Origin of the sequence: Desulfitobacterium dehalogenans ATCC 51507, from assembly GCF_000243155.2 — a bacterium.
GTDB classification, from domain to species: Bacteria; Bacillota; Desulfitobacteriia; order Desulfitobacteriales; family Desulfitobacteriaceae; genus Desulfitobacterium; species Desulfitobacterium dehalogenans.
Map to the genome: position 1 here is coordinate 3,692,878 of NC_018017.1, position 24,520 is coordinate 3,717,397.

Annotated in this window: 20 protein-coding genes; 7 read left to right on the forward strand and 13 right to left on the reverse strand. The window is 45.1% G+C overall.

The window, feature by feature from the left end; translation table 11 throughout:
* Positions 1-18 precede the first annotated feature (18 nt).
* On the forward strand, positions 19-291 hold the full coding sequence (gene rpsT, locus DESDE_RS17850) for a 30S ribosomal protein S20 (RefSeq protein ID WP_014795424.1): 273 nt from the start codon (positions 19-21) through the stop codon (positions 289-291).
* 166 nt (positions 292-457) lie between these two features.
* Here the strand turns inward: rpsT and holA are convergent, their stop codons facing one another.
* Both holA and DESDE_RS17860 read right to left on the reverse strand, forming a co-directional pair.
* Positions 458-1,456: a DNA polymerase III subunit delta gene (gene holA / locus DESDE_RS17855; RefSeq protein ID WP_014795425.1), complete on the reverse strand. Its 999-nt coding sequence runs from the start codon at positions 1,454-1,456 to the stop codon at positions 458-460.
* Between the two features lie 171 nt (positions 1,457-1,627).
* Positions 1,628-3,172 carry a PucR family transcriptional regulator gene (locus DESDE_RS17860; RefSeq protein WP_014795426.1) on the reverse strand — a complete coding sequence of 515 codons (1,545 nt, stop codon included), beginning with the start codon at positions 3,170-3,172 and terminating at the stop codon, positions 1,628-1,630.
* Between the two features lie 248 nt (positions 3,173-3,420).
* Between DESDE_RS17860 and DESDE_RS17865 the strand changes: the two genes are divergently transcribed.
* From DESDE_RS17865 to DESDE_RS17880, 4 genes are all read left to right on the forward strand, one after another.
* Positions 3,421-4,326 carry a formate/nitrite transporter family protein gene (locus DESDE_RS17865; RefSeq protein WP_014795427.1) on the forward strand — a complete coding sequence of 302 codons (906 nt, stop codon included), beginning with the start codon at positions 3,421-3,423 and terminating at the stop codon, positions 4,324-4,326.
* 33 nt (positions 4,327-4,359) lie between these two features.
* Positions 4,360-6,036 carry a formate--tetrahydrofolate ligase gene (locus DESDE_RS17870; RefSeq protein ID WP_014795428.1) on the forward strand — a complete coding sequence of 559 codons (1,677 nt, stop codon included), beginning with the start codon at positions 4,360-4,362 and terminating at the stop codon, positions 6,034-6,036.
* A 210-nt stretch (positions 6,037-6,246) separates the two neighbouring features.
* Positions 6,247-6,885 (forward strand): cyclodeaminase/cyclohydrolase family protein, encoded by a 639-nt coding sequence (locus DESDE_RS17875; RefSeq protein WP_014795429.1) that lies wholly within the window; start codon positions 6,247-6,249, stop codon positions 6,883-6,885.
* A complete protein-coding gene (locus DESDE_RS17880; protein ID WP_014795430.1) occupies positions 6,882-7,739 on the forward strand; it encodes a bifunctional 5,10-methylenetetrahydrofolate dehydrogenase/5,10-methenyltetrahydrofolate cyclohydrolase in 858 nt (285 codons plus the stop codon). Before DESDE_RS17875 ends, DESDE_RS17880 begins: the two co-directional genes overlap by 4 nt.
* Here DESDE_RS17880 and DESDE_RS17885 read toward each other — a convergent pair.
* From DESDE_RS17885 to DESDE_RS17895, 3 genes are read right to left on the reverse strand one after another with little or no spacing between them, the layout of a single operon-like run.
* Positions 7,736-10,309, reverse strand: coding sequence for a DNA internalization-related competence protein ComEC/Rec2 (locus DESDE_RS17885; RefSeq protein ID WP_014795431.1), 2,574 nt, complete (start codon positions 10,307-10,309; stop codon positions 7,736-7,738). The two genes, DESDE_RS17880 and DESDE_RS17885, sit on opposite strands and share 4 nt — an antisense overlap.
* Positions 10,306-11,004 carry a ComEA family DNA-binding protein gene (locus DESDE_RS17890; protein ID WP_041917297.1) on the reverse strand — a complete coding sequence of 233 codons (699 nt, stop codon included), beginning with the start codon at positions 11,002-11,004 and terminating at the stop codon, positions 10,306-10,308. The genes DESDE_RS17885 and DESDE_RS17890 overlap by 4 nt, the downstream gene beginning before the upstream one ends.
* Positions 11,005-11,041: 37 nt before the next feature.
* Positions 11,042-12,640, reverse strand: a complete 1,599-nt coding sequence (locus tag DESDE_RS17895; RefSeq protein WP_014795433.1) for a BCCT family transporter — start codon at positions 12,638-12,640, stop codon at positions 11,042-11,044.
* A 109-nt stretch (positions 12,641-12,749) separates the two neighbouring features.
* On the opposite strand from DESDE_RS17895, the gene DESDE_RS17900 reads away from it, so the two are divergent.
* Together DESDE_RS17900 and DESDE_RS17905 are read left to right on the forward strand one after the other, a co-directional pair.
* Positions 12,750-14,027, forward strand: a complete 1,278-nt coding sequence (locus tag DESDE_RS17900) for a PocR ligand-binding domain-containing protein (RefSeq protein ID WP_014795434.1) — start codon at positions 12,750-12,752, stop codon at positions 14,025-14,027.
* 20 nt (positions 14,028-14,047) lie between these two features.
* Complete coding sequence (locus DESDE_RS17905; RefSeq protein ID WP_014795435.1) at positions 14,048-14,692, forward strand: corrinoid protein; 645 nt, start codon at positions 14,048-14,050, stop codon at positions 14,690-14,692.
* Here DESDE_RS17905 and DESDE_RS17910 read toward each other — a convergent pair.
* The 8 genes from DESDE_RS17910 to DESDE_RS17945 all read right to left on the reverse strand — a co-directional run bounded on the left by DESDE_RS17910 (position 14,689) and on the right by DESDE_RS17945 (position 24,367).
* Positions 14,689-16,527, reverse strand: coding sequence for an ASKHA domain-containing protein (locus DESDE_RS17910; RefSeq protein WP_014795436.1), 1,839 nt, complete (start codon positions 16,525-16,527; stop codon positions 14,689-14,691). The genes DESDE_RS17905 and DESDE_RS17910 overlap by 4 nt on opposite strands.
* 24 nt (positions 16,528-16,551) lie before the next feature.
* Complete coding sequence (locus tag DESDE_RS17915) at positions 16,552-17,220, reverse strand: DUF1638 domain-containing protein (protein ID WP_014795437.1); 669 nt, start codon at positions 17,218-17,220, stop codon at positions 16,552-16,554.
* 83 nt (positions 17,221-17,303) lie between these two features.
* Positions 17,304-18,788 (reverse strand): glycine betaine uptake BCCT transporter, encoded by a 1,485-nt coding sequence (locus DESDE_RS17920; protein ID WP_014795438.1) that lies wholly within the window; start codon positions 18,786-18,788, stop codon positions 17,304-17,306.
* A gap of 141 nt (positions 18,789-18,929) precedes the next feature.
* Positions 18,930-19,574, reverse strand: coding sequence for a glycine betaine-specific corrinoid protein MtgC (gene mtgC / locus DESDE_RS17925; RefSeq protein WP_014795439.1), 645 nt, complete (start codon positions 19,572-19,574; stop codon positions 18,930-18,932).
* A gap of 39 nt (positions 19,575-19,613) precedes the next feature.
* Positions 19,614-21,053: a glycine betaine--corrinoid protein methyltransferase gene (mtgB, locus tag DESDE_RS17930; protein WP_148269932.1), complete on the reverse strand. Its 1,440-nt coding sequence runs from the start codon at positions 21,051-21,053 to the stop codon at positions 19,614-19,616.
* Between the two features lie 46 nt (positions 21,054-21,099).
* Positions 21,100-22,020 (reverse strand): [methyl-Co(III) glycine betaine-specific corrinoid protein]--tetrahydrofolate methyltransferase MtgA, encoded by a 921-nt coding sequence (gene mtgA / locus DESDE_RS17935; RefSeq protein WP_014795441.1) that lies wholly within the window; start codon positions 22,018-22,020, stop codon positions 21,100-21,102.
* A gap of 410 nt (positions 22,021-22,430) precedes the next feature.
* Positions 22,431-23,642, reverse strand: coding sequence for an MFS transporter (locus DESDE_RS17940; RefSeq protein ID WP_014795442.1), 1,212 nt, complete (start codon positions 23,640-23,642; stop codon positions 22,431-22,433).
* Between the two features lie 47 nt (positions 23,643-23,689).
* Positions 23,690-24,367 (reverse strand): Crp/Fnr family transcriptional regulator, encoded by a 678-nt coding sequence (locus DESDE_RS17945; protein WP_014795443.1) that lies wholly within the window; start codon positions 24,365-24,367, stop codon positions 23,690-23,692.
* Positions 24,368-24,520 lie beyond the last annotated feature (153 nt).

Sequence of the window (24,520 nt, forward strand, 5' to 3'; positions counted from 1 at the left end):
CAAAGGGGGTGACCATAAGTGCCGAATATTAAGTCCGCAATCAAAAGAGTTGAAATTGCTAAAGCTCGCACCATTAAAAATGCGGCTGCAAAATCAACTTTACGCACAACGATTCGTCGTTTTGAAGAGTCTTTAAGCACGGACGCCGAAACCGCTAAAATCGCGTTAAATAAAGCTACCCGCGCTTTGGATAAAGCTTCTTCCAAAGGTTTAGTGCACAAAAATACGGCTTCCCGTAAAAAATCTCGCTTAACCAAACGTTATGCGAAGCATTTTGCGCAAGTGGGCTAAGTCGTTCTATTCCAAATACGAATAAACTAAAACGACATAGAAAGAGAGCAGATTGACTGCTCTTTTTTTACATCCCAAAACTTGTCCCAGAATAGACAACGTTGTCCATTCTAGGACAAGTTTTAATTTTTTCAGATTGTATCAGAGTAGGGGTGGATAAATACATTTATGTTGTACAGAACTCAGTAATCATCAACTCCAGCAAAAACTCGGGTTCCCCTTTTCCTGTCTTGATGGCTACATCAGTCTCCAGACAGGCTTGTAAGGCCCCGGATAATTGCTCCCAAGTCAGAAGTGCTGATTTTTGCCATATTTTCTGAGCTTCGAAGGGTTTTATACCGAGAAGATGGGGTGCTTCCTCAGCGCCCCGGCCTTGCCGGCGCATGGCACTTGCTCCCAGGAGTAAGCGAACCTGGCGGGATAACAGAGTCAATACTTTTAAAGAATGTTCCTGCCGCAGCACTTGATGAAGTTTTTGGACCGCCACCTTTGTGGAACGGGCCGCTACAGCATCCAGAAGTTCAAACACAGTAGCCTCCACAGCCTGAGGTACCAGCAGCTTTATATCTTCAGCCCGAATTTCTTTGCCCTCCACATATAAGGCAAGTTTGTCCAGCTCTTGACTTAGGATCCCTACTTGATGTCCTCCCCATTCCAGAAGGAGAGCCTTGACTTGAGGCTTCATGGTTTTTTCCCGAGCGGCCAATTCCCGATCCAGCCAAGTCATCCATTCCTGCTGCCGCTTAGGGCTGCCGAATTCCAGAACCGCCCCCTTTTTCTCTATAGCTTTAAAGAACTTACGCCCACGATTCACATTTTGGGCAAGAAAAACAAGACAAGTACCTGGGTTAGGATCTTCAAAATAGGTATAGAAGGGCTCCAAAGCGTCCCCCTGCCCATCCTGAAAATACGGAATGTCTTCTACAATAATCAGCTTACCGCCAAAAAAAGAGACCATATTGGCGATTTCCACAATCTGTTCCGGGTTGGTGGTTTTCCCGGATAGAACTTCTATCCCACTGCCCGAAGGATCTTGGGCGAGATAACTGTTCTTTAATAAATGAAGAGCTTCTTGAATAAAAAAACGTTCCTCACCATACCAAAGGCTGACGGGAGGAATTTGATTTTTAGCAATCCCTTGCCGAACTTTATCCACTTCCCACATAATTGCCCCTCCTACCCTCCTATTTTAACCAAGGTGAAGTAAGAAAGCAAAAGAAAAGACCCCTCCAAAAACTGAAGGGGCAAAAGAAAGAGGAGGAGAAAAGAGATGTTCCTTCCTATTCTTTCCACTCCCCATGTTTTTATACATTTGAATGTATAATTTTTTTATATCTTATAACATATATTCAAGGAATTTACATGACAACATGATGTGGAAAATCTCATTTTCATCCATATTCCGGTTGCTGCAGTCAATGTCAACGAGATTTTTTATGATATTTAGCCGGTAGGTCAAGGTATTCCGATGAAGATGCATTTTTTCAGCTGCCAGAGATTTATTTTGTCCGAACTGAAAATAGGTGAGTAATGTTTTAGCAAGCTCAGTGTCATTCTTCAGATCGTACTGATGCAGTAATTCAACCTTGGTATGAATAAATTGATTCTTCCCATTCTCAACAAATATAAATCGGCTGAGATGTCTGAACACATGATCGTTAAAGAAATGAATAGATACAGTATGATCTTGGTCCAGACCATATTTTATAGCCAAACTGCACTCATCATAATGCCGTTTCAAGTTTTTAAAATCATAGAATACCGAACTTACGCCGATCGTTAAGAAAAACTTTTTAACAAATAAGGATAGTTTGCCTTTTAGATGTTCACGGTCAAAGGCAAAATCGGTATGACGCAAGATCACGACCACGCCATCTTTATAATCCAAAATTATAGCTGCAGGAAAAACCCTGCTCAGCTCCTGCATAATAATTTTTAAGAAGATGTCATCCTTCTGCATTTTATTTTGCATGAAATTCAAGCAGAAAAATTCATCAAAGACCTTCCATCCTTTGGATTGAAGACAATTGATGATAATACTCTCTCTTACATAGATGTGATTTAATAACTGGTAAACAAAGGCATTGGAATTGGATGAGAGGATTTGGAGATCTGGAATAGTCTTTATTGCTTGCTCGAGAATGCTTTTAAAATGAGCCACAAGAGTGATCTGGCCTAAAGAAAAAGGTTGATTGACTTCAATAAGCTGTAGAGCCCCACATCTTTTTCCGGACTGAAAGATATTTCCTATCAGATAAGTATAATTGTGCATAGGAAATTTAACGATAAAAGGCTGCTGTTCAGAATATTTTTTTTCTACCATTTTGAGAAATTCACTGTATAAAGGGTGTTCATAGGAAAGATAGCCTTCAGCTAACAGTTCCCGCCAAATGGTATCTGTACAACTTTCCGGGATTACCCCGGCTGCCAGGATCAAGGTATTAAGAGGGCCTATCAACATCATGGGGTTGTGAATCTCCTCCAAGGCAATATCAAAGAGATTTTTCATGGGTTTCTTAGCTATCATCGCCGAAAGCAATTTGTTGTTCCAATCATCATACTTCTTTTGAATACCGAAAATATGACCGGCGATCTCAACGGGTGTAAGGGAATCATTGAAACAGATTATATTGCACCGGTTGCGTTTGGCAAAATCAGGATCGAATAAGCCAACGGCGATCAGATTTACGTTTTCCAGTTTTCCCTCACAGGCAGCCAGGGCAGATGTAGTGGCTAAATACAGCGTGTCAGCTGAAAAGTCGTCGGATGTCTTGTCAAAAACCGCTATGGAGCGAATGGTGAGGTCAATTGAATCATTGAGATAAGATTGAGGGTTCAGATCCCTTAGCTCGTCCAGTAGAACATGCATATTTATATTCAATTTCATGCCTCCCCATAAGTTCGATAGAGTTATTATATCTCTATTTTAAAGAAGATTCCAAATAAAATAGCAAATCTCGATTACTTCTTCAGCGGAGTTTAAGAATTTTAAACTATCAAACTTGTAGAAAAATATCGAAAAATCATAAAAAAGACTGTCAGTTATGAACAATGACGCTTTAATTAAAAAGTGCTATCCTGAACGGGAAGATAGGATATCGGATCTTTTGGGGGAAGGAGTGGCAAAGGATGGCTAATATGTACTTGAGTCCCAAGGAGATAACAGAGGAGTATGTAGCGATCGGAAAAAAGAAGGCAAGTTCACCGGCTTACAAGCTGTTTATTCTGGGAATACTGGCCGGAGCCCTTATCGCTTTTGCGTCAGAAGGTTCAAATGTTGCCATTCACACCTTGGATTCCGTTGGTTTAGGCAAAATGCTGGCTGGAATCATCTTTGGGACAGGCCTTATGATGGTTGTCATTACCGGCGCAGAGCTGTTCACAGGCAATACCCTCATCGTCATTTCGTGTATTGAAAAGGAAGCCCGCTGGGTAGATATGTTAAGGAACTGGTCGATCGTCTATATCGGTAATTTTATTGGAGCGATAACCATTGTTTTATTTATTATCTATTCAGGCCAATTGAACTTTTCCGGAGGGCTCCTCGGAGGATTTACTATCAAAACGGCTGTTTATAAGACCGGATTAACCTTCAGCCAAGCACTTTTAATGGGGATTATGTGTAATTGGCTGGTATGTCTGGCAGTCTGGATGGCGGCTGCCGCCAAGGATATCGCGGGAAAAGTTTTGGCCATATTTTTTCCGATTATGCTCTTTATTACCTCCGGTTTTGAACACAGTATCGCCAATATGTATTATATTCCCGCTGGAATTATCGCCAAAATGAATCCAGTATGGGTTAAACAGGCAGAGGCCTTAGGTGTTACTGCGGCAAAGCTGGCCCACCTTAATTGGGAAAGCTTTATTGTCAATAATCTTATTCCGGTAACCTTGGGTAACATTATCGGCGGCGGTCTTTTTGTTGGCGTATTTTATTGGCTGGGCACCATGTACAAAGGAAGAACGGCATCTGCTAAAAAAGCAGATCACCTCCTGCCCGGAAAATTGGATAACGCCTTTGCAAAATCTAAATAAATAGACCTAAATAATCAAGGGAGGAAAATCAACATGGCTTTTAAAAGTGATATCGAGATTGCCCAAGAATCCACAATGCTGCCTGTCTTGGAGCTCGCCGAAAAACTTGAGATTTCTGGGGACTATGTAGAATCCTATGGGAAGTACAAAGCAAAAATCAACTACAATCTCTTGAAAGAAAAAGAAAGCACACCCGATGGCAAACTGATTTTGGTGACAGCCATTAATCCCACACCGGCCGGAGAAGGAAAAACAACAACCACCGTTGGTTTGGGGGATGCCCTCACTTATCTGGGCAAAAAAACCGTCATTGCTTTACGCGAACCCTCACTGGGACCTGTATTTGGGGTTAAAGGCGGAGCCGCCGGCGGTGGTTATGCACAAGTCGTCCCCATGGAAGATATCAACCTTCATTTTACGGGTGACCTTCATGCTATCGGCGCTGCCAACAACTTAATTGCAGCTTTGCTGGACAACCATATCTATCAAGGAAATGCCTTGGACATTGATGTGAGACGAATCACCTGGAAAAGATGTATGGATATGAATGATCGTCAGCTCCGATACATTAATGATGGTCTTGGCGGCAAAACCAATGGCATGCCCCGGGAAGATGGTTTCGATATTACCGTGGCTTCGGAGATTATGGCCATTCTCTGCCTCTCCAGTGACTTAGACGATCTGAAGAAACGAGTAGAGAGAATCATCGTTGGCTATAATCGAAACGGTGAACCGGTAACTGCCGGTCAGCTGAAGGCTCAAGGAGCAGTTGCCGCCCTCTTAAAAGATGCTTTAAAACCCAACCTTGTGCAAACCCTCGAGCATACCCCATCCTTTATTCATGGCGGCCCCTTTGCTAATATTGCCCATGGCTGTAATAGTGTCATGGCTACCAAGATGGCCTTAAAACTCGGAGATTATGTCGTAACGGAAGCAGGCTTCGGTGCAGATCTTGGCGCCGAAAAATTCCTTGACATTAAATGCCGCTTAAGTGGCTTGGAACCGGATGCTGTGGTCATCGTCGCAACTGTCCGTGCCCTTAAATCCCATGGAGGCGTTGCCAAAGCAGATCTGAATCAAGAAAATCTGGAAGCCCTCAAGCAAGGTCTCCCCAACTTACTGAAACATGTGGAGAACATTACCGTTCATTTCGGACTTCCTGCTGTCGTAGCCATTAACCGTTTCCCGACCGATACCTTAGCTGAGGTTCAACTTATCGAAGAAGAATGCAAGAAACTGGGTGTCAACGTGGCCCTATCGGAGGTCTGGGAAAAAGGCGGAGCCGGCGGCGTAAAATTAGCTGAAGAAGTTCTCAAGCTCGTCGATGAATCCAAAAACTTCACTTTCGCATATGACATCAATCTGGGCCTTAAAGAAAAGATTACAGCCATTGCCACCAAAATCTACGGTGCTGACGGAGTAGACTTTATTGGTTCCAGCGCCAAGGATATCGAGAATATTGAAAGCATTGGTTATCGCAACATCCCGGTTTGTATGGCCAAAACTCAGTACTCTCTATCAGATGATCAGAAAAAGCTGGGACGTCCGACAGGTTTCAGAATATCCATCCGCAGTGTAAAAGTGTCGGCAGGTGCCGGTTTTGCTGTTGCGCTGACAGGTGATATCATGACCATGCCTGGATTGCCCAAAGTTCCGGCAGCTGAAAGCATTGATGTGGACAACACGGGTAAGATTTCCGGATTGTTCTAATACGATATCCATCTGGATTATTTCATTGTTAGATTAGGCTGAGATGGCGGTCAACCTGCCGTCTCGGTCTCTCAGGGTATAGGGAAGAGGGTTCTACGAGACCTGGGCAAAAGGGTAGAGGATTTTAAGGAAATACCCGGGTGAAAAAGGTAGAGATAATAAAAACAAATGATGTTTTGAGACAGATATTGTGGAGAGGAGATGAGCGGGATGCTTGAGTCAAGCGCTAAAGAATTTGTATCGGCCCTTTCATCAAAGGAACCTATACCGGGAGGGGGCGGAGCGTCGGCCTATGTGGGTTCCATGGGAATGGCTTTGGGGGTAATGGTCGGGAACTTGACAGTGGGTAAGAAGAAATACGCTGACGTTGAAGCGGATGTTAAGGTCTTAATGGAAAAAGGAGAAAAAGTCATCGCCAGATTCCAATCCCTCGTCACAGAAGATGCCGCAGCCTTTTACCCATTATCTCAGGCTTATGGGATGCCTAAAAATACCGAGGAAGAAATTCGCCGGAAAGAGGAAACCCTGCAGAAAGCCTTAGTCAATGCCACCCTGGTTCCTTTAGAGATCGCCCGTTGCTGTGCAGAGGGAATCGATCTTCAGGAGGAATTTGCTCAAAAGGGCACAAGAATTGCCATCAGTGATGTAGGTGTGGGGGTAGCCTTTTTGAAAGCGGCTTTGGAAGGGGCTAAACTCAATGTTCTGATCAATACCCAAATCATGAAAGATCAGGAATTTAAACGCAAAGTTGAAACAGAACTGATTGATCTTTGTGCGATCTATATAGCCAAAGCAGACCGGATATTTGCTGAAGTTCAAAATTCGATTACGGGAGGTAAATCGTCATGACCCAGATTCTTAATGCCAAGCCGGTTGTTCAGGCTATGAAGGAGAATCTCCGGCAGGAAGTTGCGGCATTAAAAGCTAAAGGAAGCGAGCCGACTCTTGGAATTATCCGGGTCGGCAGCCGTCCTGATGATGTGTACTACGAAAATAACATCATTAAAAATTGTGAAGCTGTAGGAATTGCAACTAAGACCTACCCTCTCGATCTGAATATCAGCATGAACGATTTTACTGCTGTTATGACTCAGGTTAATCATGATTCTGACCTTCATGGGATTATGCTTTTCCGGCCACTGCCCCAACAATTAGATGAAGAAGTCATTAAACATCTCATTTCTGCGGAAAAAGACATCGATTGCATGAGCCCCCTCAATCTGGAAAAGGTCTTTGAGGGGGATATGAGCGGTCTTTTACCCTGTACACCGGCAGCCGTCATGGAAATCCTGCGTCATTATGAAATTGAGCTGAAAGGTGCCAATGCAGTGGTGATGGGGAGAAGCTTAGTTGTCGGAAAACCCTTGAGTATGATGCTTTTACAGGAAAATGCAACCGTAACCATCTGCCATTCCAAGACCAAAAGCATGCCAGAAGTGGCTAAAAATGCGGATATTGTCATTGCTGCCATGGGCAGGGCCAGAATGATTGATGAGAAGTATGTTTCAGAAAACAGCATTGTGATCGATGTAGGAATTAATGATGCCGGGGATGGCAAGATTTGCGGTGACGTTGACTATGATGCTGTTGGGGACAGGGTCAAAGGGATTACTCCTGTGCCGGGAGGGGTCGGTTCAGTTACGACAGCCATTCTATTAAATAACTTAGTCAGAGCTTGTAAAAACCAAAGAGTTCAAAGTTAATCTCTTCCGATGATAAACTCCATGGATATCTCATCGAATCTTATCTGAATGGTCCCATCCTCATCCGTCCTATAAACGGGGACCTGCCGCTCTCCCCAGTATTCGAGAACTTGGGGACTGGGATGTCCGAAAGAATTCTTCCCCACGGGAATCACCACGGCCCGGGGATTAATCCGATCCAGCATCTCTGTCATTAAGGAATAGCGGCTGCCATGGTGGGGAATTTTAAGCAAATCCGCTTCAAAGTTCTGTCCCGATCTACAAATTTCTTCCATCTGTTCTTCTTCCATATCCCCCGTCAAGAGCACACTCTGTCCGGCTGAATTTTCCAAGTGCAAAACGAGAGAATTATTGTTCTCATCCGATTTGGTCCCCCTCAATACCTTGCCGGGTGCGATCACGGTAAGGGTGATATTAGAATCCAAGGCCATTTTATCTCCACGGGACAACCTTTTAATGGTCATCTTCTCCAGCATCCTGATTAGATCCCAGTCCAATCCGCCTTCTCCCCAACCATTCCGCAGGTTATCCCCTGCCCCATCCTCCTCAAAGGATTCATAGCTGAGCCATTCTAACCCGTCCTCAGGAATTCCGACCCAACCTACGGGAATGGTCTCAAAAATAGCACCAGCCCCACCCACATGATCGGCATGAGGATGAGTCAGGATAAGGGCATCTAATTGTTTAATTCCTCGCTGAAGGAGATAGGGTACAATAACCCGCTCCCCTGCATCAAAGGTGCCGGTCTTGGGCCCTGTATCCACCATAATTCGAGTTTCTCCCGGTGTCTCAATGAGAATGCAATCACCCTGACCCACATCAATAAAAGTTACTTGAAGAACATCCGGCGCATTCCAGGGACTCCATAAGAAAAGGAGCAGGAGAAGCACTGCCAGGATCCTTTCCCCTTTGATCCCCAGTCTTGCAAATTGTGCTCTTTCTCTAAATGCGACAAATACTCTAACCAAGCCAGGGGGCATTACCTTTTGCATGGCTACCACAAGAGGCCTTATAAAAATAAGCCCTCGTGCAACCCAAGGCAGGCTGTCCCGATACAAATTCCCTAGCTGTACTCTGAGCATAAAGCCAATTTTTGCCTTCCCGACAAGAAGCACGAGAAGCCAGCCGTACCAGCATACCCAAAAGAGAGTACCGGGATTCACCACCCATACATCCGCCCAGGGAAGCCGGGCCAATTGAATAAGAAATTCACTTACTCCATTCAACAGCCAAAGACTGACCTGAAATAGGGGCAGTGCAATCTGAGGGATGAAGGATAGAAAAACAGCGAGGATTCCCAGTTCAAAGATACTCCCCAGGACAAATAAGGCCAGGAGATTGGCTAGGATGCCGATAAGGGATAATCGGTGAAAAACGCTAATCATCAAGGGCAAGGTGGCAATTTGGGCGGCACAGGTCATGGAAAAAGCACTCCTTACAGACTTGGGCCAGCCCTTAACCCATTGCCCTTTTTCCAATTTATTACTTAAGACAAGAATTCCCCAGGTGGCCATAAATGAAAGTTGAAACCCAATGTCCTTAAGGATTAATGGTTGCCAAATAAAGAGCAGAAAAGCCGCGATCAAGAGACCCCGGTAACCATTTGCCCTTCCAGTTTCTCTTCCCTTTCCTAATCTTCCTAACAAAACAAAAACCGACATGATCGTTGCCCGCAGAATCGGTGGGTTACCTCCACAGATCAGGGCATAAAAAGCCAATACGGCAATAGTTATTCCCACTCGCAAGGAGCGGGGCAGAAAGAACATAAAGTTCCAGCAAAGGAGAAGCAAAAAGGCCACATTAGAACCGGATGCTGAAAAGACATGGTATACACCCGTAATCCGATAGCTTTCCAAGGCTTCCTCAGGTATCCTGCTTGTATCCCCAAACACAATTCCTTCTAACAGCCCGGTTTGGTCTTGAGGATAGAGTGCTAAAAGTTCCTGTACATGGTTCCGAACCCGCCAGCTTAAGCCAGGATTCCCAGGCCTTAATATATCTGCCTCGCCTTGGGCTGTAATCCATCCCGAGAGACCACGAACAGCATTATACAGAGGATAATCAAATTGTCCCTGCGTTCCCGGAGGTTTGGGCTGCTCAATTTTCGCCGTAAATTCCAACGTATCCCCCGGTCGGACAAGATCCCACCCTTCAGGAAGATTCCCCTCGGAATCAAAATACACGCGAAGACTATAACTTTTTTGTGCAAGGGCGGACTCCTGGACAGTGATAGGTTCCAGAACTTCAAATAACCCTGCCGCTCCTTCCTCATGAAGAGACCAATCTTTCAACTCCCCCACAACCTGAACAGGACTCAAGGTAAGAGGGGGAGCCAATTCAAATTTTCCCGTCTGCCCAAATCCAAAACCCACCAGGATACTTGCACAAAGGATTAGTATTTCAGGCCACAGCTCAGGTCCAAAGAAATCCCGCGGTCTCCAGAAGACGATTCGAAGCAGCACCCATAGAAAAATCCCCAGAACCATCCACCACATGGGTTCTGGGGTGTAAACTCCTATTAAACCGCCTATCAGTGAGGCGGTTAATTTTTTTATCCACGGATCCCTCATGGTCCCACCGTAACCAGGTCGGCCATCTTTGCATAGGTCTTATTTCCAATACCGGAAACCTTTTTCAAATCCTCAGGTTGAAGAAAGGGACCGTGCTCCGTCCTATATTGAATAATTCGTTCCGCCAACACAGGTCCGATCCCTGGTAATTTATCCAATTCTGTAATATCCGCTGTATTGATATTGATTAGGTTGGAAGACGTTTGTGTGACATATTGAGTATTTCCGCTTTGATTGGTCCCAGGTTGCATGGAGTTCGCTGTCGCAGTAGAGCTTGATAGGTCACTTGCATTGGGATTACTCTCAGCCATCTGCCCCTGGGACACAGCCACTGGTGGAGCAACAGGCTGCGGCACCGGTTTATAAGGCACAATGATTTTCTGACCGTCCTTTAGCTTCTCAGCCGGATTGATCTGATCTACGTTCGCTTCAGGCAAAGGGCATACCTGCTTCAAAGCGTCATTTAATCGGGCATTAACCGGCAAATGAACCAACCCCGGCTTCTCTACCGCCCCGGACACGTAAACGACGATTTCCCGATTTTCTCCAGCCTTCTCAGCAATTACGGTCGAGTTGTGAGGCAGGATAAACTTCCAGGCCGCTGCCACGATCAAAAGACCTAAGACTCCCCACCAAATGTAACGGATCTTCCGCTCCAACAAAATCACCCCATAATCTTCGGAGTTACTCACCATCTCCTAGGTAATATGGGGTTTTTCTCCACATTTCACTTCAATTCCTCTCTCGAATTCCGACAAGGTTTGTCGATTTTTCCCTTTTTAAACTTTTAATGATACTGTAGCAAATGGCAAACATAATGAACAAGAAGGGAAATCCGCCAAGGATCGAGGCCATTTGCAGGGCATCCAATCCTCCATCCCCGAGCATCAGCAGAAGCCCTGCAGCGGCTCCCATAGCTATTCCCCAAAACAGCTTTAAGGGAATCCTTGGGTTTTCGTTCCCTCCGCTGGAGAGCATACCCAGAACAATGGTACATGAATCAGCAGATACGACAAAGAAGGTAAAGATGACAAAGATCAAAATGATTGAGGTGATATCCCGGAAGGGAAACTGTTCGAATAAGACGAATACCGCACTGGAAATATCCACACTAATGGCGTTGGCTAAAATGCCCTGGGACCCTTGATTAAGCTCAAAGTGCAGGGAAGTCCCTCCGAAAATACCGAAAAAGATCATATCCAGAAGGGTCGGGGCAATCAAAGCGCCTAAGACAAATTCTTTGATAGTGCGCCCCTTCGAGATCTTGGCGATGAACATGCCTACAAAGGGGGCCCAGGCAATCCACCAAGCCCAATAGAATATTGTCCAGCTCCCCAGCCAGCCGCTCTGCTCCACGGGATCCGTCCAGAGGCTCATCGAAAAAAAGTTCTGGATATAAACTCCCATACTGTTGACAAACATATCCATGATAAATTTCGTGGGGCCGAACAGAAAGACAAAGAGAAGAAGACCCCCGGTAGCTATTAAACTAAGATCCGAACCTATTTTTATTCCTTTCAGGTTGGGAGTACAAGCCGAAATCAGATAACAGATAATGACGATAGCTAATATCCCTAACAACAAGGGAATACCCTGAGGAATGCCATAATTATAGGTAATTCCTGCCGCAAGCTGTTTGGTACCCAGGCCTATGGTGGTTGTCATACCAAAAAGCGACGCCCAAAGGGTAATAATATCAATCAGTTTGCCGAGAGGACCATAGATTCTATCCCCTAACAGTGGATAAAAGCAGCTGCTCAAGAGCATCGGCATCTTATTCCGGAAAATGATGACCCCCATGGCAAGCCCGATTAGGACAAAGGAAGCCCAGGCACTGAGTCCCCAGTGAAAAAAAGAGATGGCTAAGGACCATTCCGCTGATTGGGATGGGCTAAGGGCATTCACATAAGCCGGAGGATTGAGAAAATGATTAATGGGTTCAGCAATGGACCAAAATACCAACCCTACTCCCATGCCACAACCGAAAAGCATGGCAAACCAGGAGAAGGTGCTGTACTCCGGTAATGTATCCTGGCCTCCCAGTTTGATATCGCCATAGCGGCTGAAGGCTAAGTAAAGGCAAAAAAGCAAGAAAAAAAGAATGCCCACAATGAACAACCAGCCCCACTGCTGAATGATGTAATCAAGAATGGTATTCGAGACATGGCTCAGTCCTTCAGAATCAACCACACCCCAAAGGAGAAAACCCACCGCTAACAGAGCTGAAATGATAAACACATAGGGATCGATATTCCCCAATAGCGCCCAATTGGAGGTTTTGGGCTGCCTATTGAGAACCTTATTGTTTTTAGGATTTGCTTCGGTTTCCATATCAATTCTCCCCTCTATCTCTGGATTTTTCTCTTGAACTAGCCTATAGTATGTTATAGACACCTGTTGTCATTCTATTTTGAAATTTCAAGAAACATAGGTGATCAAGATGAATCGGTCAAGTCTGGAAGGCTTCTTTGATCCTTCATACCTGGAAAATATATTGGGTAATTTTACACAGGCCACAGGCCTTAGAATCGAGGCTGTCAACTATCGCGGCGAGACCTTTTCCATTCCAGGGAGCTTAGACAGGTCCCCTTTCTGCCAATGCATCCGTAACAATCCCCGGGGCAATAAGCGCTGTATCGATTCCTATAAACGGGCAACCAGTGAAGCCGTCAAATGGGATGAACCCTATTTCTTCCGCTGCCATGCGGGCCTTGTTATCTGGGCTGTTCCCATCCTTAGTAAAGACATTACTTTGGGAAGCATTATTTGTGGTCAAGTTCTCCTCTGGAAGCCGGATCGCTTTTTTATTCAGGAATTACAGGATATCAGCAAGGGTATTAAAATCGACCCAGAGGAATTAAATCAGGCTGTTCCCAATCTCCCCATCATATCCGCTGACCAGGCCCAAGCCGCTGCTAACCTTCTCTTTGTAGTGGTCAGTCATATACTCAAAAATAATCTTCGTGCCTTAGAGGAAGAGAAGGCCTACAAGGTCTTACAACAACAGCTCCATGACCAAATACTAAAGCGAAAAAAGGGCCCCGGGAGAACGGATATTTCTTATGAATCCATCTTAAAAGACGAAAGGAGATTTCTTCAATACATTCGGCTCGGGGATAAATCAAGAGCCTTTTCTACTTTGGAGAACTTAATTATTAAAATCTACACGAAATCCACAGGTAAGCCCCAATTAACCAAAGACAGAATCATTGAGTTAGCTGCTTTAACATCCCGGGCCGCCGTGGAGGGAGGTACCGACGCTGAACAAGCCGTGACCATTCTTAGTTCATTCTACAAAAAACTTGAGAATGTGGAGCGGGTAGAGGAGATTATCTACTTCATTAAGCAGATTGTTAATGAATTTCTGGAAAACATCTTTATCTTAGCCGATAAAAAACACTTAAGCCTGGTCAAGGATGCTCGTTCCTTCATTCTTCACAATCATGCCAAGCCCTTAACGATTACGGATGCAGCCGAGCACCTCTTTATCAGTCCTTCTCACCTTTCAAGGCTCTTTCGGCAGCAATTGGATTGTACATTTAATGATTACTTAACCCGCGTCCGTGTGGAGAAAGCCGTGGAACTCTTGAAAAAACCCGAATTCAGCGTTAAAGATGTAGCATTGGCCGTCGGTTTTCAAAACCAGAGCCATTTTGCAAAAGTTTTCCGCAAATATATAGGAGTTACGCCCTTAATCTATAGGAACAGCCTATTCTAAGAGGTGAAAGGAAGTAAACGATGATCCTTAATGAATTGAAGCATTCCATTCTGGAAGGAGAAGCTGAAACGGCTTACGATTTAACTCATAAAGCCTTATCCATGGGCTACCCAGCCCAAGTCATCCTGGAAAAAGGATTGATTGCCGGTATGAACGAAATCGCAGATAAGTTTCGTGAGCGCAACGTGATCATCCCCGAGGTCCTCATGGCGACCCGTTCCATGCACGCCGGGCTAAGTCTATTGGAGCCGTATCTCATTTCCAGCAGCCCCAATAAGCCTGGCAAGGTCATCGTCGGGACTGTGGCCGGAGATTTGCACGACATTGGCAAGACACTCGTTAAGACCATGGTCATGTCCCTCAGAATTAAGGTCATAGATCTTGGGGTTGATGTTACTCCCAAAAGGTTTGCCGATGCTGTTCGCAAAGAAAAACCCGAAATCGTTATGATTTCTGCCCTGCTGACAACAACTATGGGCGTTATGAAGAGTGTCATAGAGGAGGTACGGAAACAAAGTCCCAGCGTAAGGGTCTTTGTAGGCGGTGCTCCGGTTACTGAGGAATTTGCCAAAGAAATTGCTGCAGACTATTATTTTGAAAATGCCTTTGAGATAAGGGATTATCTCAAGGAAAATTATGATAAACTCTTCCTTAGAAAAGACTAAGGAAGGGTTGGTTCCAAATACATACTTCTCATGAAAAAACTCGTAAAGGTTTTGTCCCCGCCAAGTTCGACATGTCGAATCCGGCGGGCAAGCTCTGCCCCCTCGGCAAAGGTTCCCTGATTGAGAAGAGCGCAAATAGCTCCCAGGTGGGCTGCATTTCCTGCCATCTTAATCTTCTCAGGATCCGTATGGGGAGTCAGCCCAATGCTGAGAATGGATTCTTTCTTAAGATAAGTAGCAAAGGTTCCCGCCATAACGATGGAATCCAAATCCTGGAGCGAAATGCCGGCCAGGCTGACCAGCGTTTTGATCCCGGCACATACTGCACCTTTAGCCAGTTGTAAGGCTTCGATATCTCTTTGACCTAAAGAAATATCTTTTTTATTTTGTTGGCCAAAAGCAAACACAAATTCCCAGTAATCCTCTTTCTTGCATATTCGCGACTTTAACTCATCCGATAAGCTACAATCCTTATGGGCAGGATCAACGAAAGCTCCTTTTCTATTGATGATACCGGCTTGGCGCATTTGGGCGATTCCATCGATCAAGCCTGAACCACAAATTCCGAGGGCCTCCTCATCCCCGATGACTCTGAGCTCCACACCCTCTTCGCTGATCTTTATTCCTTCAATAGCACCGGGCTTTGCCCTCATGCCATGGAAAATGCCTGCTCCTTCAAAGGCCGGACCTGCTGCGGTAGAGCAAGCCAGCATCATTTTTTCGGTTTTTAGAACCAATTCGCAATTGGTGCCCAGGTCGAGCAAGAGATGATTTCCCTGAGCCAGCACTTCAGGCGCACCAATGAGGGCTCCTACGGTATCCCCGCCCACAAAGCTCCCAATGTTGGGCAGTATCTGAACGACAGCTTCCGGATTGCTTCCCAGGCCCAAATCCTGAGCAAAAAATTCGAGAGCCTGATTATAGACAGAAACATAAGGTGACACAGCAAGATTGGACACATCGAGCCCCAAAAAGAGATGACTCATGGTTGTGTTGGAAACAATCGTCATTTTATAGATGGATTTACGGGCAATCTTATGTTGATGCACCAGCCCATCGATCAGGGTGTTGATGGTACTGCGGACTGCTTCGGTGAGCTGAAGGCGGTTCTTCACCCCTTCTCCGGCATAGGCTATTCTGGAAATGACATCGCCCCCAAAGGCCGTTTGCCCATTTTCAGTAGATACACTTCCCAAAACTTCGGCTGTCTTCAAGTTAATCAAAGCCACGGCGACACTGGTGGTACCGATGTCGATAGCCAGACCATGCAGAGCCGCCCCATCTCCCGATTGAATATCGATCACCCTATTTTGCCAAGTGACCACGGTTATCCTATAGTTTTGTTCCCTTAAAATCCTGGGAAGTCTCTCCAGAACTCCTAGAGAGGGAAGAGCTAAGCTCTGCTCCGGCATCACCTTTCTATATTCATCAACTATCCTATCCCAATCCCCTCGCTCATCTTCCAGACTCGGCTGCGGTATCGTCAGGAAAATCCCTTTTAATCCGGGATCCAAAGTAATTTGGTCATCCCTACGCAACACAGTGTTCTTCCGATCGAATGAGTTAGGCAGATTCACATTGATTTCCATCCCTTTTTGGGGCTTGACCTGACAAGCAAGGCGGATGCCCTCCTCAAGCTCCTCTGTGGATAAATATCTTAAATCGGCGGGAGTTGCTTCAGGCACCCCTTGAATAAAGCGAACCTTGCACTTGCCGCATGTTCCTTTACCATTGCAAATATTATCGATTCTTATGTGGTTTTCTATCAAATTAAGCAACAAAGTCTTGCTGTCCTCTATCTCTACCTCTCCGTAATTCTTTATCCTGATAATCACCAGTCTCCCTCCCCTGCTTTTTGCTTACTTCGGCTCACCCTCAGCAAAATGTTTTAGGGTCACAGGCTGATCCGGTTCAATGAACACGACATCCTCAAGCTTCTCACCCCGAACCAAAGCGTTCAGCAGACCGGCATCACCTTCCATCTCCTCAATCTCCCAGCCGAAGAAATCAGCTATTTTTTGAAGCTTTCCGTAATAGGAATCCGGCATTTTCATACCTACCGATTTAATCAGCATAGCTTTATTGTAGTGTCCATAAAGGGCCTGGATGATCTTCCCGGCCTTTTTCTCTCCATACCTTTCCACATATTCAAGGTACTCGTCATAGGGAGTACGGCCATAGTCCAGCCACCCCTGGCTAAAGAAATAGGTTCTGGTATTTTTGCAGAAAAGCTCCAGATAACGAGCATTGGAACCCATCAAAAGGCCAATACAATCATGAGTAGTCGGTATCAGCATAGGAACGGCCGGAGAAATTAAGCCTACCAAGGTATTGGAGCAGCGGCCGTAGGTCAGGACAATAAGATCATAATCCTGGCTGGCGTGAATAATCTCTTGAATTTTCCTATGGAGTTCAGCCGGTTGAGCATGATAATTAAAATCAAGAAATTCACAATCCATCAACCCATCGTTCTTTAAAGCTTTGACCTCGTTCATTGTGGAATGACAGCCGATCAGTTTAATTTTCATAGTGATTCTCCTGATGAGGTAAAACACCCAGATACAAAATCTGAGTGTTTTACCTTTGGTTTAAGCTCTATTACCTTGGAGCATTAAGGATGATCGCTCCTGAGAGCTTTAAGAATACTATAACACATAACCAGCATGATGAGCATAAAAGGAAAGGCCGAAGCAATCGAGGCGGTCTGAAGAGCTTTCAAGGCAGCTGTACCGCCCACAATAATGAGCACAATCGTCATAGCGCCTTGCATAATCCCCCAGAAACTGCGCAGCTTCTTGCTGGGATCCATATCCCCGTTGGATGTCAGCATAGCCAGAACGTAGGTAGCTGAGTCGGCAGCACCCACAAAGCAAGTCACGATAAGCAGGATGGCCAAGGGACCGGTTATGGCATAAAGGGGCATCTGTTGCAGTAGGGCAAACAAAGCAGTGGTATAATCGGCATTTACAGCAGCCTGAATAAATCCTCCGGAAATCTGATCAAGGTTAAAGGCCGCTCCGCCGTAAATGCCCAGCCAGATAAAGGAGAAACCAACCGGCAGTAAGGTTACGGCAAAGACAAACTCCCGAATGGTCCGCCCTTTCGAAACCCGTGCCACAAACTGGCCGACAAAAGGTGCCCAGGCAATCCACCACGCCCAATAAAAGATCGTCCAGCCGCCTACCCAATCCGTATTAGTCATCCAGAAGGTTTGACCGACGAAGTTCTGTAAATAATCCCCCAAACTTTGCGTAAAGGTATTGAGGATAAAGACTTTGCCGCCAAAGTAGAAGATAAAAATCATAAATACGACGGATAACCAGACTTTGATATTAGCGATGGACTGCATGGCTTTATGCAGGCCGGAAACCGTTGCCAAGGTAAAGATACCTGTGATCACGGCAATGACAAGTGAAATGGTCAGGGAGCTTGCCGGGATTCCCCAAATATACTCTATTCCTGTGGCTATCTGACTGGAACCCAAACCTAAACTGGTAGCAATACCAAAAATAGTAGCGAATACTGCCAGAATATCGATAGCCTTACCAATAGGTCCATAAATCCGATCGCCAATGAGCGGATAGAAAGCCGAGCTAATCAGGAAGGGCAGTCCTTTGCGGAATTGGAAGTAAGCCAGGGCCAAACCGGCGATTGCAAAATTAACCCAGGCATGAATACCCCAGTGAAAGAAAACGACCCGCATGGAAGTTTGCATAGCCTCTACAGTTCCAGGTTCTCCGAAAGGCGGACTGTTAAAATGCATAATGGGTTCCGCAACGGACCAAAAGACCAAACCAATGCCCATACCCCCGCCAAAAAGCATGGCAAACCATTGGAAATTACTGAATTCCGGTTTATCGTCATCAGCACCCAGCTTAATTCTTCCGTAACGGCTGATGGCTATACCAAAAACAAAGATAATAAAAATTGCAACAGCTAAAAGATAAAGCCAACCGAAATTCGTGGTTAATAAGCCAAATACTTTATTGACCACATTCGCCATGTTATCAGGTAAAAGTACACCCCACAGTACAAACAACAGAGCAATGGCTGAAGAAATATATAATACGGTATTTTGCTTCTTGTCAACTCCCATATTCACTCACCTCTCCAAATTCCTCAACATGTGCAAAAACTTGCTATTGAGAGAAAATCAGCGGCAGATGTGTAGTCAACGCCGCTGATTACCTTGTTCTAACGGATATCGAAGCAACGAATATTGACCCATGCCCTCTCTCTATTTGCCTAAAATTCTATTGGCAAGCTCAACTGCATCGTCCGCTGTCTCCGCCCATCCATCCGCACCGATCTCATCTGCCCATACCTGGCTGGTGGGGCCGCCGCCTACGAACACTTTATAGCTATCTCTTAAATTCTTCTCTTTCAGGTATTCAATCAGCTCCTTTTGCTTGATCATGGTGGTGGTCAGCAAGGCGCTGGCTCCGATGATATCAGCTCCTACTTCCTGAGCCTTATCAACAAAGCCTTCCGCTTTAATGTCTGTACCAAGGTCAATCACCTTATACCCTGCGGCTGTGAACATAGCTCCTGTTATATTTTTACCGATATCGTGAATGTCCCCCTCGACAGTGCCAAGGACGATTTTACCCTTAGATTCCCCTTCACTCACTCCTTTCTTAGCAATTTCCGGTTCAAGGATAGCCAAACCAACTTTCATCGCTTCGGCCGACATCATGACATCCGGTAAGAACATCTCCCCTTCTTTCCACGCTGTGCCAACAACCTCAATTCCCTTAACCAGGCCCGACTGAACTGTATCCACTAAGTCAAGATCTTCATCAATAGCCTTTTGGGAAAGTTCTGCTACGATATCTTCATCTCCGTCAATAATCGCTTGCTTCAGATCATCCAATAAACTCATGATAATTCCTCCCGTCATCTTTCATTTTTTCGGACTTGTTTATTCTCCTCCAAGGACCTCACTCCGTTGGGCAATGAAGGCTTGAAGTTTTGCATCTATCTCCTGGTCCAAGGCAGGGGGCACATAGTTCGCCAGAATTTGCTGCCAGCGGGCATGAGCGCGCTGCTTCGCTTCTAACTTATCTTTTGCCCAACCATCATAGGCATTTCGATCGCTGAGAGTTGGGGTATAGAACTCTCTCTTATGGTTTTTGCGCGTATGCTTCTGGGTCAGGAAATGTCCCCCAGGGCCTACTTTGGCTATAACGTCATAGGCCATGCCATCTTCATCAAAGGTATAGCCTTTCATATAATGGAGAAGCATACCCGCTAATTCATCATCCATGATGAATTTCTCATAGGACATAGCCATGAAATATTGGAGAATTCCTGCCGTATGAAGAACAAAATTGATACCTGTCAGAGTCGTTGCCATCAGTGTCATCATAGACTCGTAACCGGCTTGGGCATCCACGGCCTTGGAGTCATTCAACCCCCCTCCGGAACGGCTGGGTACTCCATAATAACGAGCCAATTGAGCACTTGCCGAGATAAAGAGAGCGCATTCGGGGCTACCGATGGAAAGACTACCGCTGCGCATATCGCTTAAAGCAGAAGTAGAACCATAAATAACAGGGGTTCCCGGGTTAATGCTTTGGGCTAAAGAGATTCCAGCTAAGACCTCGGCATTTTGCAAGGATAAGGTGCCTGCTAAAGATGCAGGCCCGGTAGATCCTGCCATAACCAGTGAAGCAATGACCACGGCTTGACCTGCTTCTGCATAAGCCATCAAGGCCCCCAGCATTCTTTCATCATATTTCAACGGTGTTAAGGAGTTAATCAAGGAGACTAAAACCGGTTTTTCTTTAATTACATCTTTACCGCCGAAAAGAATGGCTGCCATTTCAATGGAATCTTCTGCTCTTTTTCTTCCTTCAGCGCTTCCCATGAAGCATTTATCCGAGTTTTTAATCGAACTGTAAAGCATCTTCAAATGGCGAATGCCATCTGGAATGTCCTGGGGCTCTGCCATGGTGCCGCCGGAGAGATGCATATTTTTGCTAGCCCCGGCTAGTTTGGCGAAATTCTCATAATCCTGCAATGTGGTTTTACGCCGGCTGCCATCCAATTCGTAAATGAAGGGTGCTCCATAACCAGGCATGAAGACAATATTATCTCCGCCGATTACCACATTGTTTTCGGGGTTGCGAGCGTGAAGGATGAACTCTGCAGGTGCAGATTTGAGCTTGGACTCCACGAATTCACGGGTCAAATAGACTCTCTTGCCTTCGACCTTTTGTCCCTCCCGGCGAAAAACCTCCAAAGCCGGTTCGTATTCAAACTCGATACCGATTTCTTCAAGGATCTTCATGGTATTTTCGTGGATTTTTTGAACTTGGTCCTCGGTCAGGATATTGTACTTAGGTAACAATTGACCCACCCCTTTTTTGAAATTTTTAAGTCAAGTTAAGTCAAGAAAATAAGTTTTAGAAAATTTTGAGCAAAGGATGCTCTGTCGTTCCCATCTTAACCCCGGTCAGCTTGTTGTTATAGGCAATCATGGCATCTGTGGTTGCTATAGCACGATAAACCCAAGGCGCGTTCATCATAGGACCATAGAGAATGAAATCCGCACCCTGTGTGATCGGGTAAGTGAAGACCGCAGCCCCAGCCACTTCAAAGAAGGGTGTTCCTTTGGAACGCATCTTCTTCCAGAGATAGACTGCATTGGATGGTGCGCAGCCACCGGGATAGCCGAACTGCTCTTTGACCACATTGATCGCTTCCGTCGTCCAGCTTGAACTGGCCACATCCAACACTCCCGGATCGACCAGGAATTGCTCTACGCCGGCCCGTTTAGCCGCCGCAATCAGTCCCTCTTTATCGTCCTTGCCCTGGAGAAGATCGATTCTGGCGTTGGGTTTTAAAGCCTTCTTGCTAAAAGCCAGGATGACGGCTGTCTTGATTCCCGCATCTTTGATGGCGGCAAGTTCTTCTTCGGTATAATGTTCTTCGATGGAGTTATAGATCAACCTTTTCTGAATCTCGGGATCCTTGCCCAGGTTTTTCAAGGTTCCTACCCGAACCTCTGGGCTAATACTATCTAAGAGGAAGGGAGCAGTAGTATTTTTTAAAATAAATTCTACGTATTTCGTAAGTGCTTCAACAGATTCTCCCAATACATCAATGATAAATGGATTACCTGTTTCTGCACTTAGTTCGGCTTCCTGATCCAGCAAAGCTTTGGCTGCCTCTTTGTCGAAAACCCCCTTTTGACCATCTGAGACGATCTTATGACCCCGATAAAAAATACTACCAATGAGTACTGTTGGGTATTCCCCCGGCTGACCACCAACTTTAACCCCGTTGATGTCATAAACATGTTGTTGAGCAGTAAATTTGAACATCTGACTTCCTCCTATGCAAAATGTGTTATGATTTTGTCAAAATAGTGTGCTGCTTGGCCCTCCTTGTTTTCCGTCTATTCTAATAATTCTGATGTCTTGAATATAACAGAAATAAGGAATTTAATAAATAATGCATTTCTGCTTATTTTGACGCTATCCTATCATAATCACCAACTAGAGATTGAAGAAAAAAAAGCTGTTGTTTAACGAACTTACGGTTCATTTTGCAACAGCTTTTTCCCTTATCAGACTCTGATGCAGCTTAAGCAGCACCACCGATGAAATTGAAATTACTTCACAACTACATTGGCCAGCTCCATGATGGCCGGCTCTCTACCGCCCCAGACACGTAAACGGCGATTTTCCGTTCCAACAAAAACACCCCAATCCTCGGAATTACTAACCATCTCCTAAGTGATATGGATTTTTCTTGTTTTCTTTCCTGCCTGGAACCAGCCCAAAAACAAATAGAGGACCCCTAAAGCACCATAAAGGATGCTTGTATTTCCTATAACCCTCAATAAAATCCCAAATACACCGCTTCCCGCAGCGATCCCAAAGTCCAAAGCGTTCTGTTGCAACGAGAAAGCTGTGGTATGTTTATCCTGATCTACCTCTTCAGCAAACCAAGCCATCAAAACTGCGATGCAGCCATAATAACCCACCCCTCCTAACAAGGCAGCCGGATAAACAAATAAAGAGACATATGGCAATAATGCAAATAAAATCATACCACTCCCCATAGCTAAAAAAGCACTGACAGTCAACCGAAAATGTCCTAATCGGTCTGAAAACCAGCCAAAAACTCCATTTGCCATAAGGCCCCCTAAAGAAAAAAGAGTAAAAAAGAAGCCCCCATTAGCTATCGTTGTATGGATTATCACAAAAGGAACAGCGAAGGTCATATAAATTCCATAGCTTAGAGCTGCGGCAAAAGTCAAAGCTATGGTCAAAGGAGATTTTCTAAGTATCGAAAGAACCTGGAACCATGTTCCGAAGCTTCGATTCTTTTTATACTGGATGTCCTTCTGAGAAATATTTTTCTGTGGTTCAATTAAATTTGTTGAAATAAAAAAAAGTGCTCCCATACCCAATAGAGCAAAGACAGCCATGCTTTTCAAAAAGCCGTCATAGCTATATCTTTGGATAAGCATAATACCAAAAGCCGGCCCCACCATCATAGACAAAGAGGATACCATGCGTAATACACCGATATAAGTTCCTTTGCGTTCTTCACCGGCACAAGCGGCAGCTGTTGCTGAAGCGGCAGGAAAATAAGCTGCCAATCCAAAGGCTTGAACCAGGCGTAGGGCAACCACCTGCCATATCTCTACAGCATGCATAAGCAAAACTGCACCAATGAAAAAGGCACCACTTCCCAAAACCATAACCATACGTCTGCCGTAAGTGTCGGCCAAGGGACCGCAAAAGAAGCGCAACAAGATCGCCATACCTAGAAAAAGGGTCCCTTGAAGCCCTGCCAGTGCCTCCGACCCTCCCAAATCTGTTAAAAGAAGCGGGGTTACAACCATAAATACAATATTGAAGGTGTATATAAGAAAAGCGGAAGCTAAAAGGATTAAGAAATCCTTGAACCCTCCCCCTCCCCTTTCTGTCCTCATGCCATCTCCCCTTTTATGGCCCTACAGTACATTCTGATGCCGAACGGCTATAGAGCGTACTCTTTCAACCTCTTCAGATCTGTGATGGTAACACTCCCTCTTTGCCTGACAATCAATTCATCTTTATTAAATGCTGATAAGGCATTGCTTACACTATTGCGGCAGGCACCGATCATAGCTGCCAAATCCTCATTTTTAAAAGGGATGACCACTTCTCCTCTCGAATTTTCAGGGTACTCTTCCGCTAAAAGAACAAAAAGTGCTGCCAGCCGTTCTGCTGCACTATAGATTGAAATATTAACAATTTCCTCCGCTTCTATAGCCATATGGTGAAAAATATAACTTGTGAGAGCAGACAAATACTCAGGGTTTTCCAAGATAAAATTATAAAAGAGAGCAAATTCAGTGACATAAAGTCTCGTAGGCAGTATTGCCGTTGCTGTGGTCATGGTCATCTTTTCTTTGGAAAGACTTTGGAATCCCAAAAGAGAGCCGTTGGTATAGTAGAATAAGACCTTTTCCTTTCCGTCGCGGTTAATCACATGGAGCTTGATCATGCCCCTCTCAATAAGATAACAATAGGGATGAGGTTCATTATCATGCCAAAGAATTTCTCCTTCTCTTAATTGGCGGACAGAACAAGGTATTAATTTATTCGAGAATATTCCACGAATACTTGGACATAGATCTCCATCTTTAAGAAACTGCCGCATAATCTTAGCCATATCCTTGCCTCCTTATCGGCCTCATCAGCTGAGACATTGCAGTTGATGCAAAAAAGAAACCATTAGCTGCTTTGATTATACCATATTTCTTGCCATAGCCAGGCGATAAGCCCTAATGCAACTAAAGATAAAATAGTATCCTGGATGTGGAAA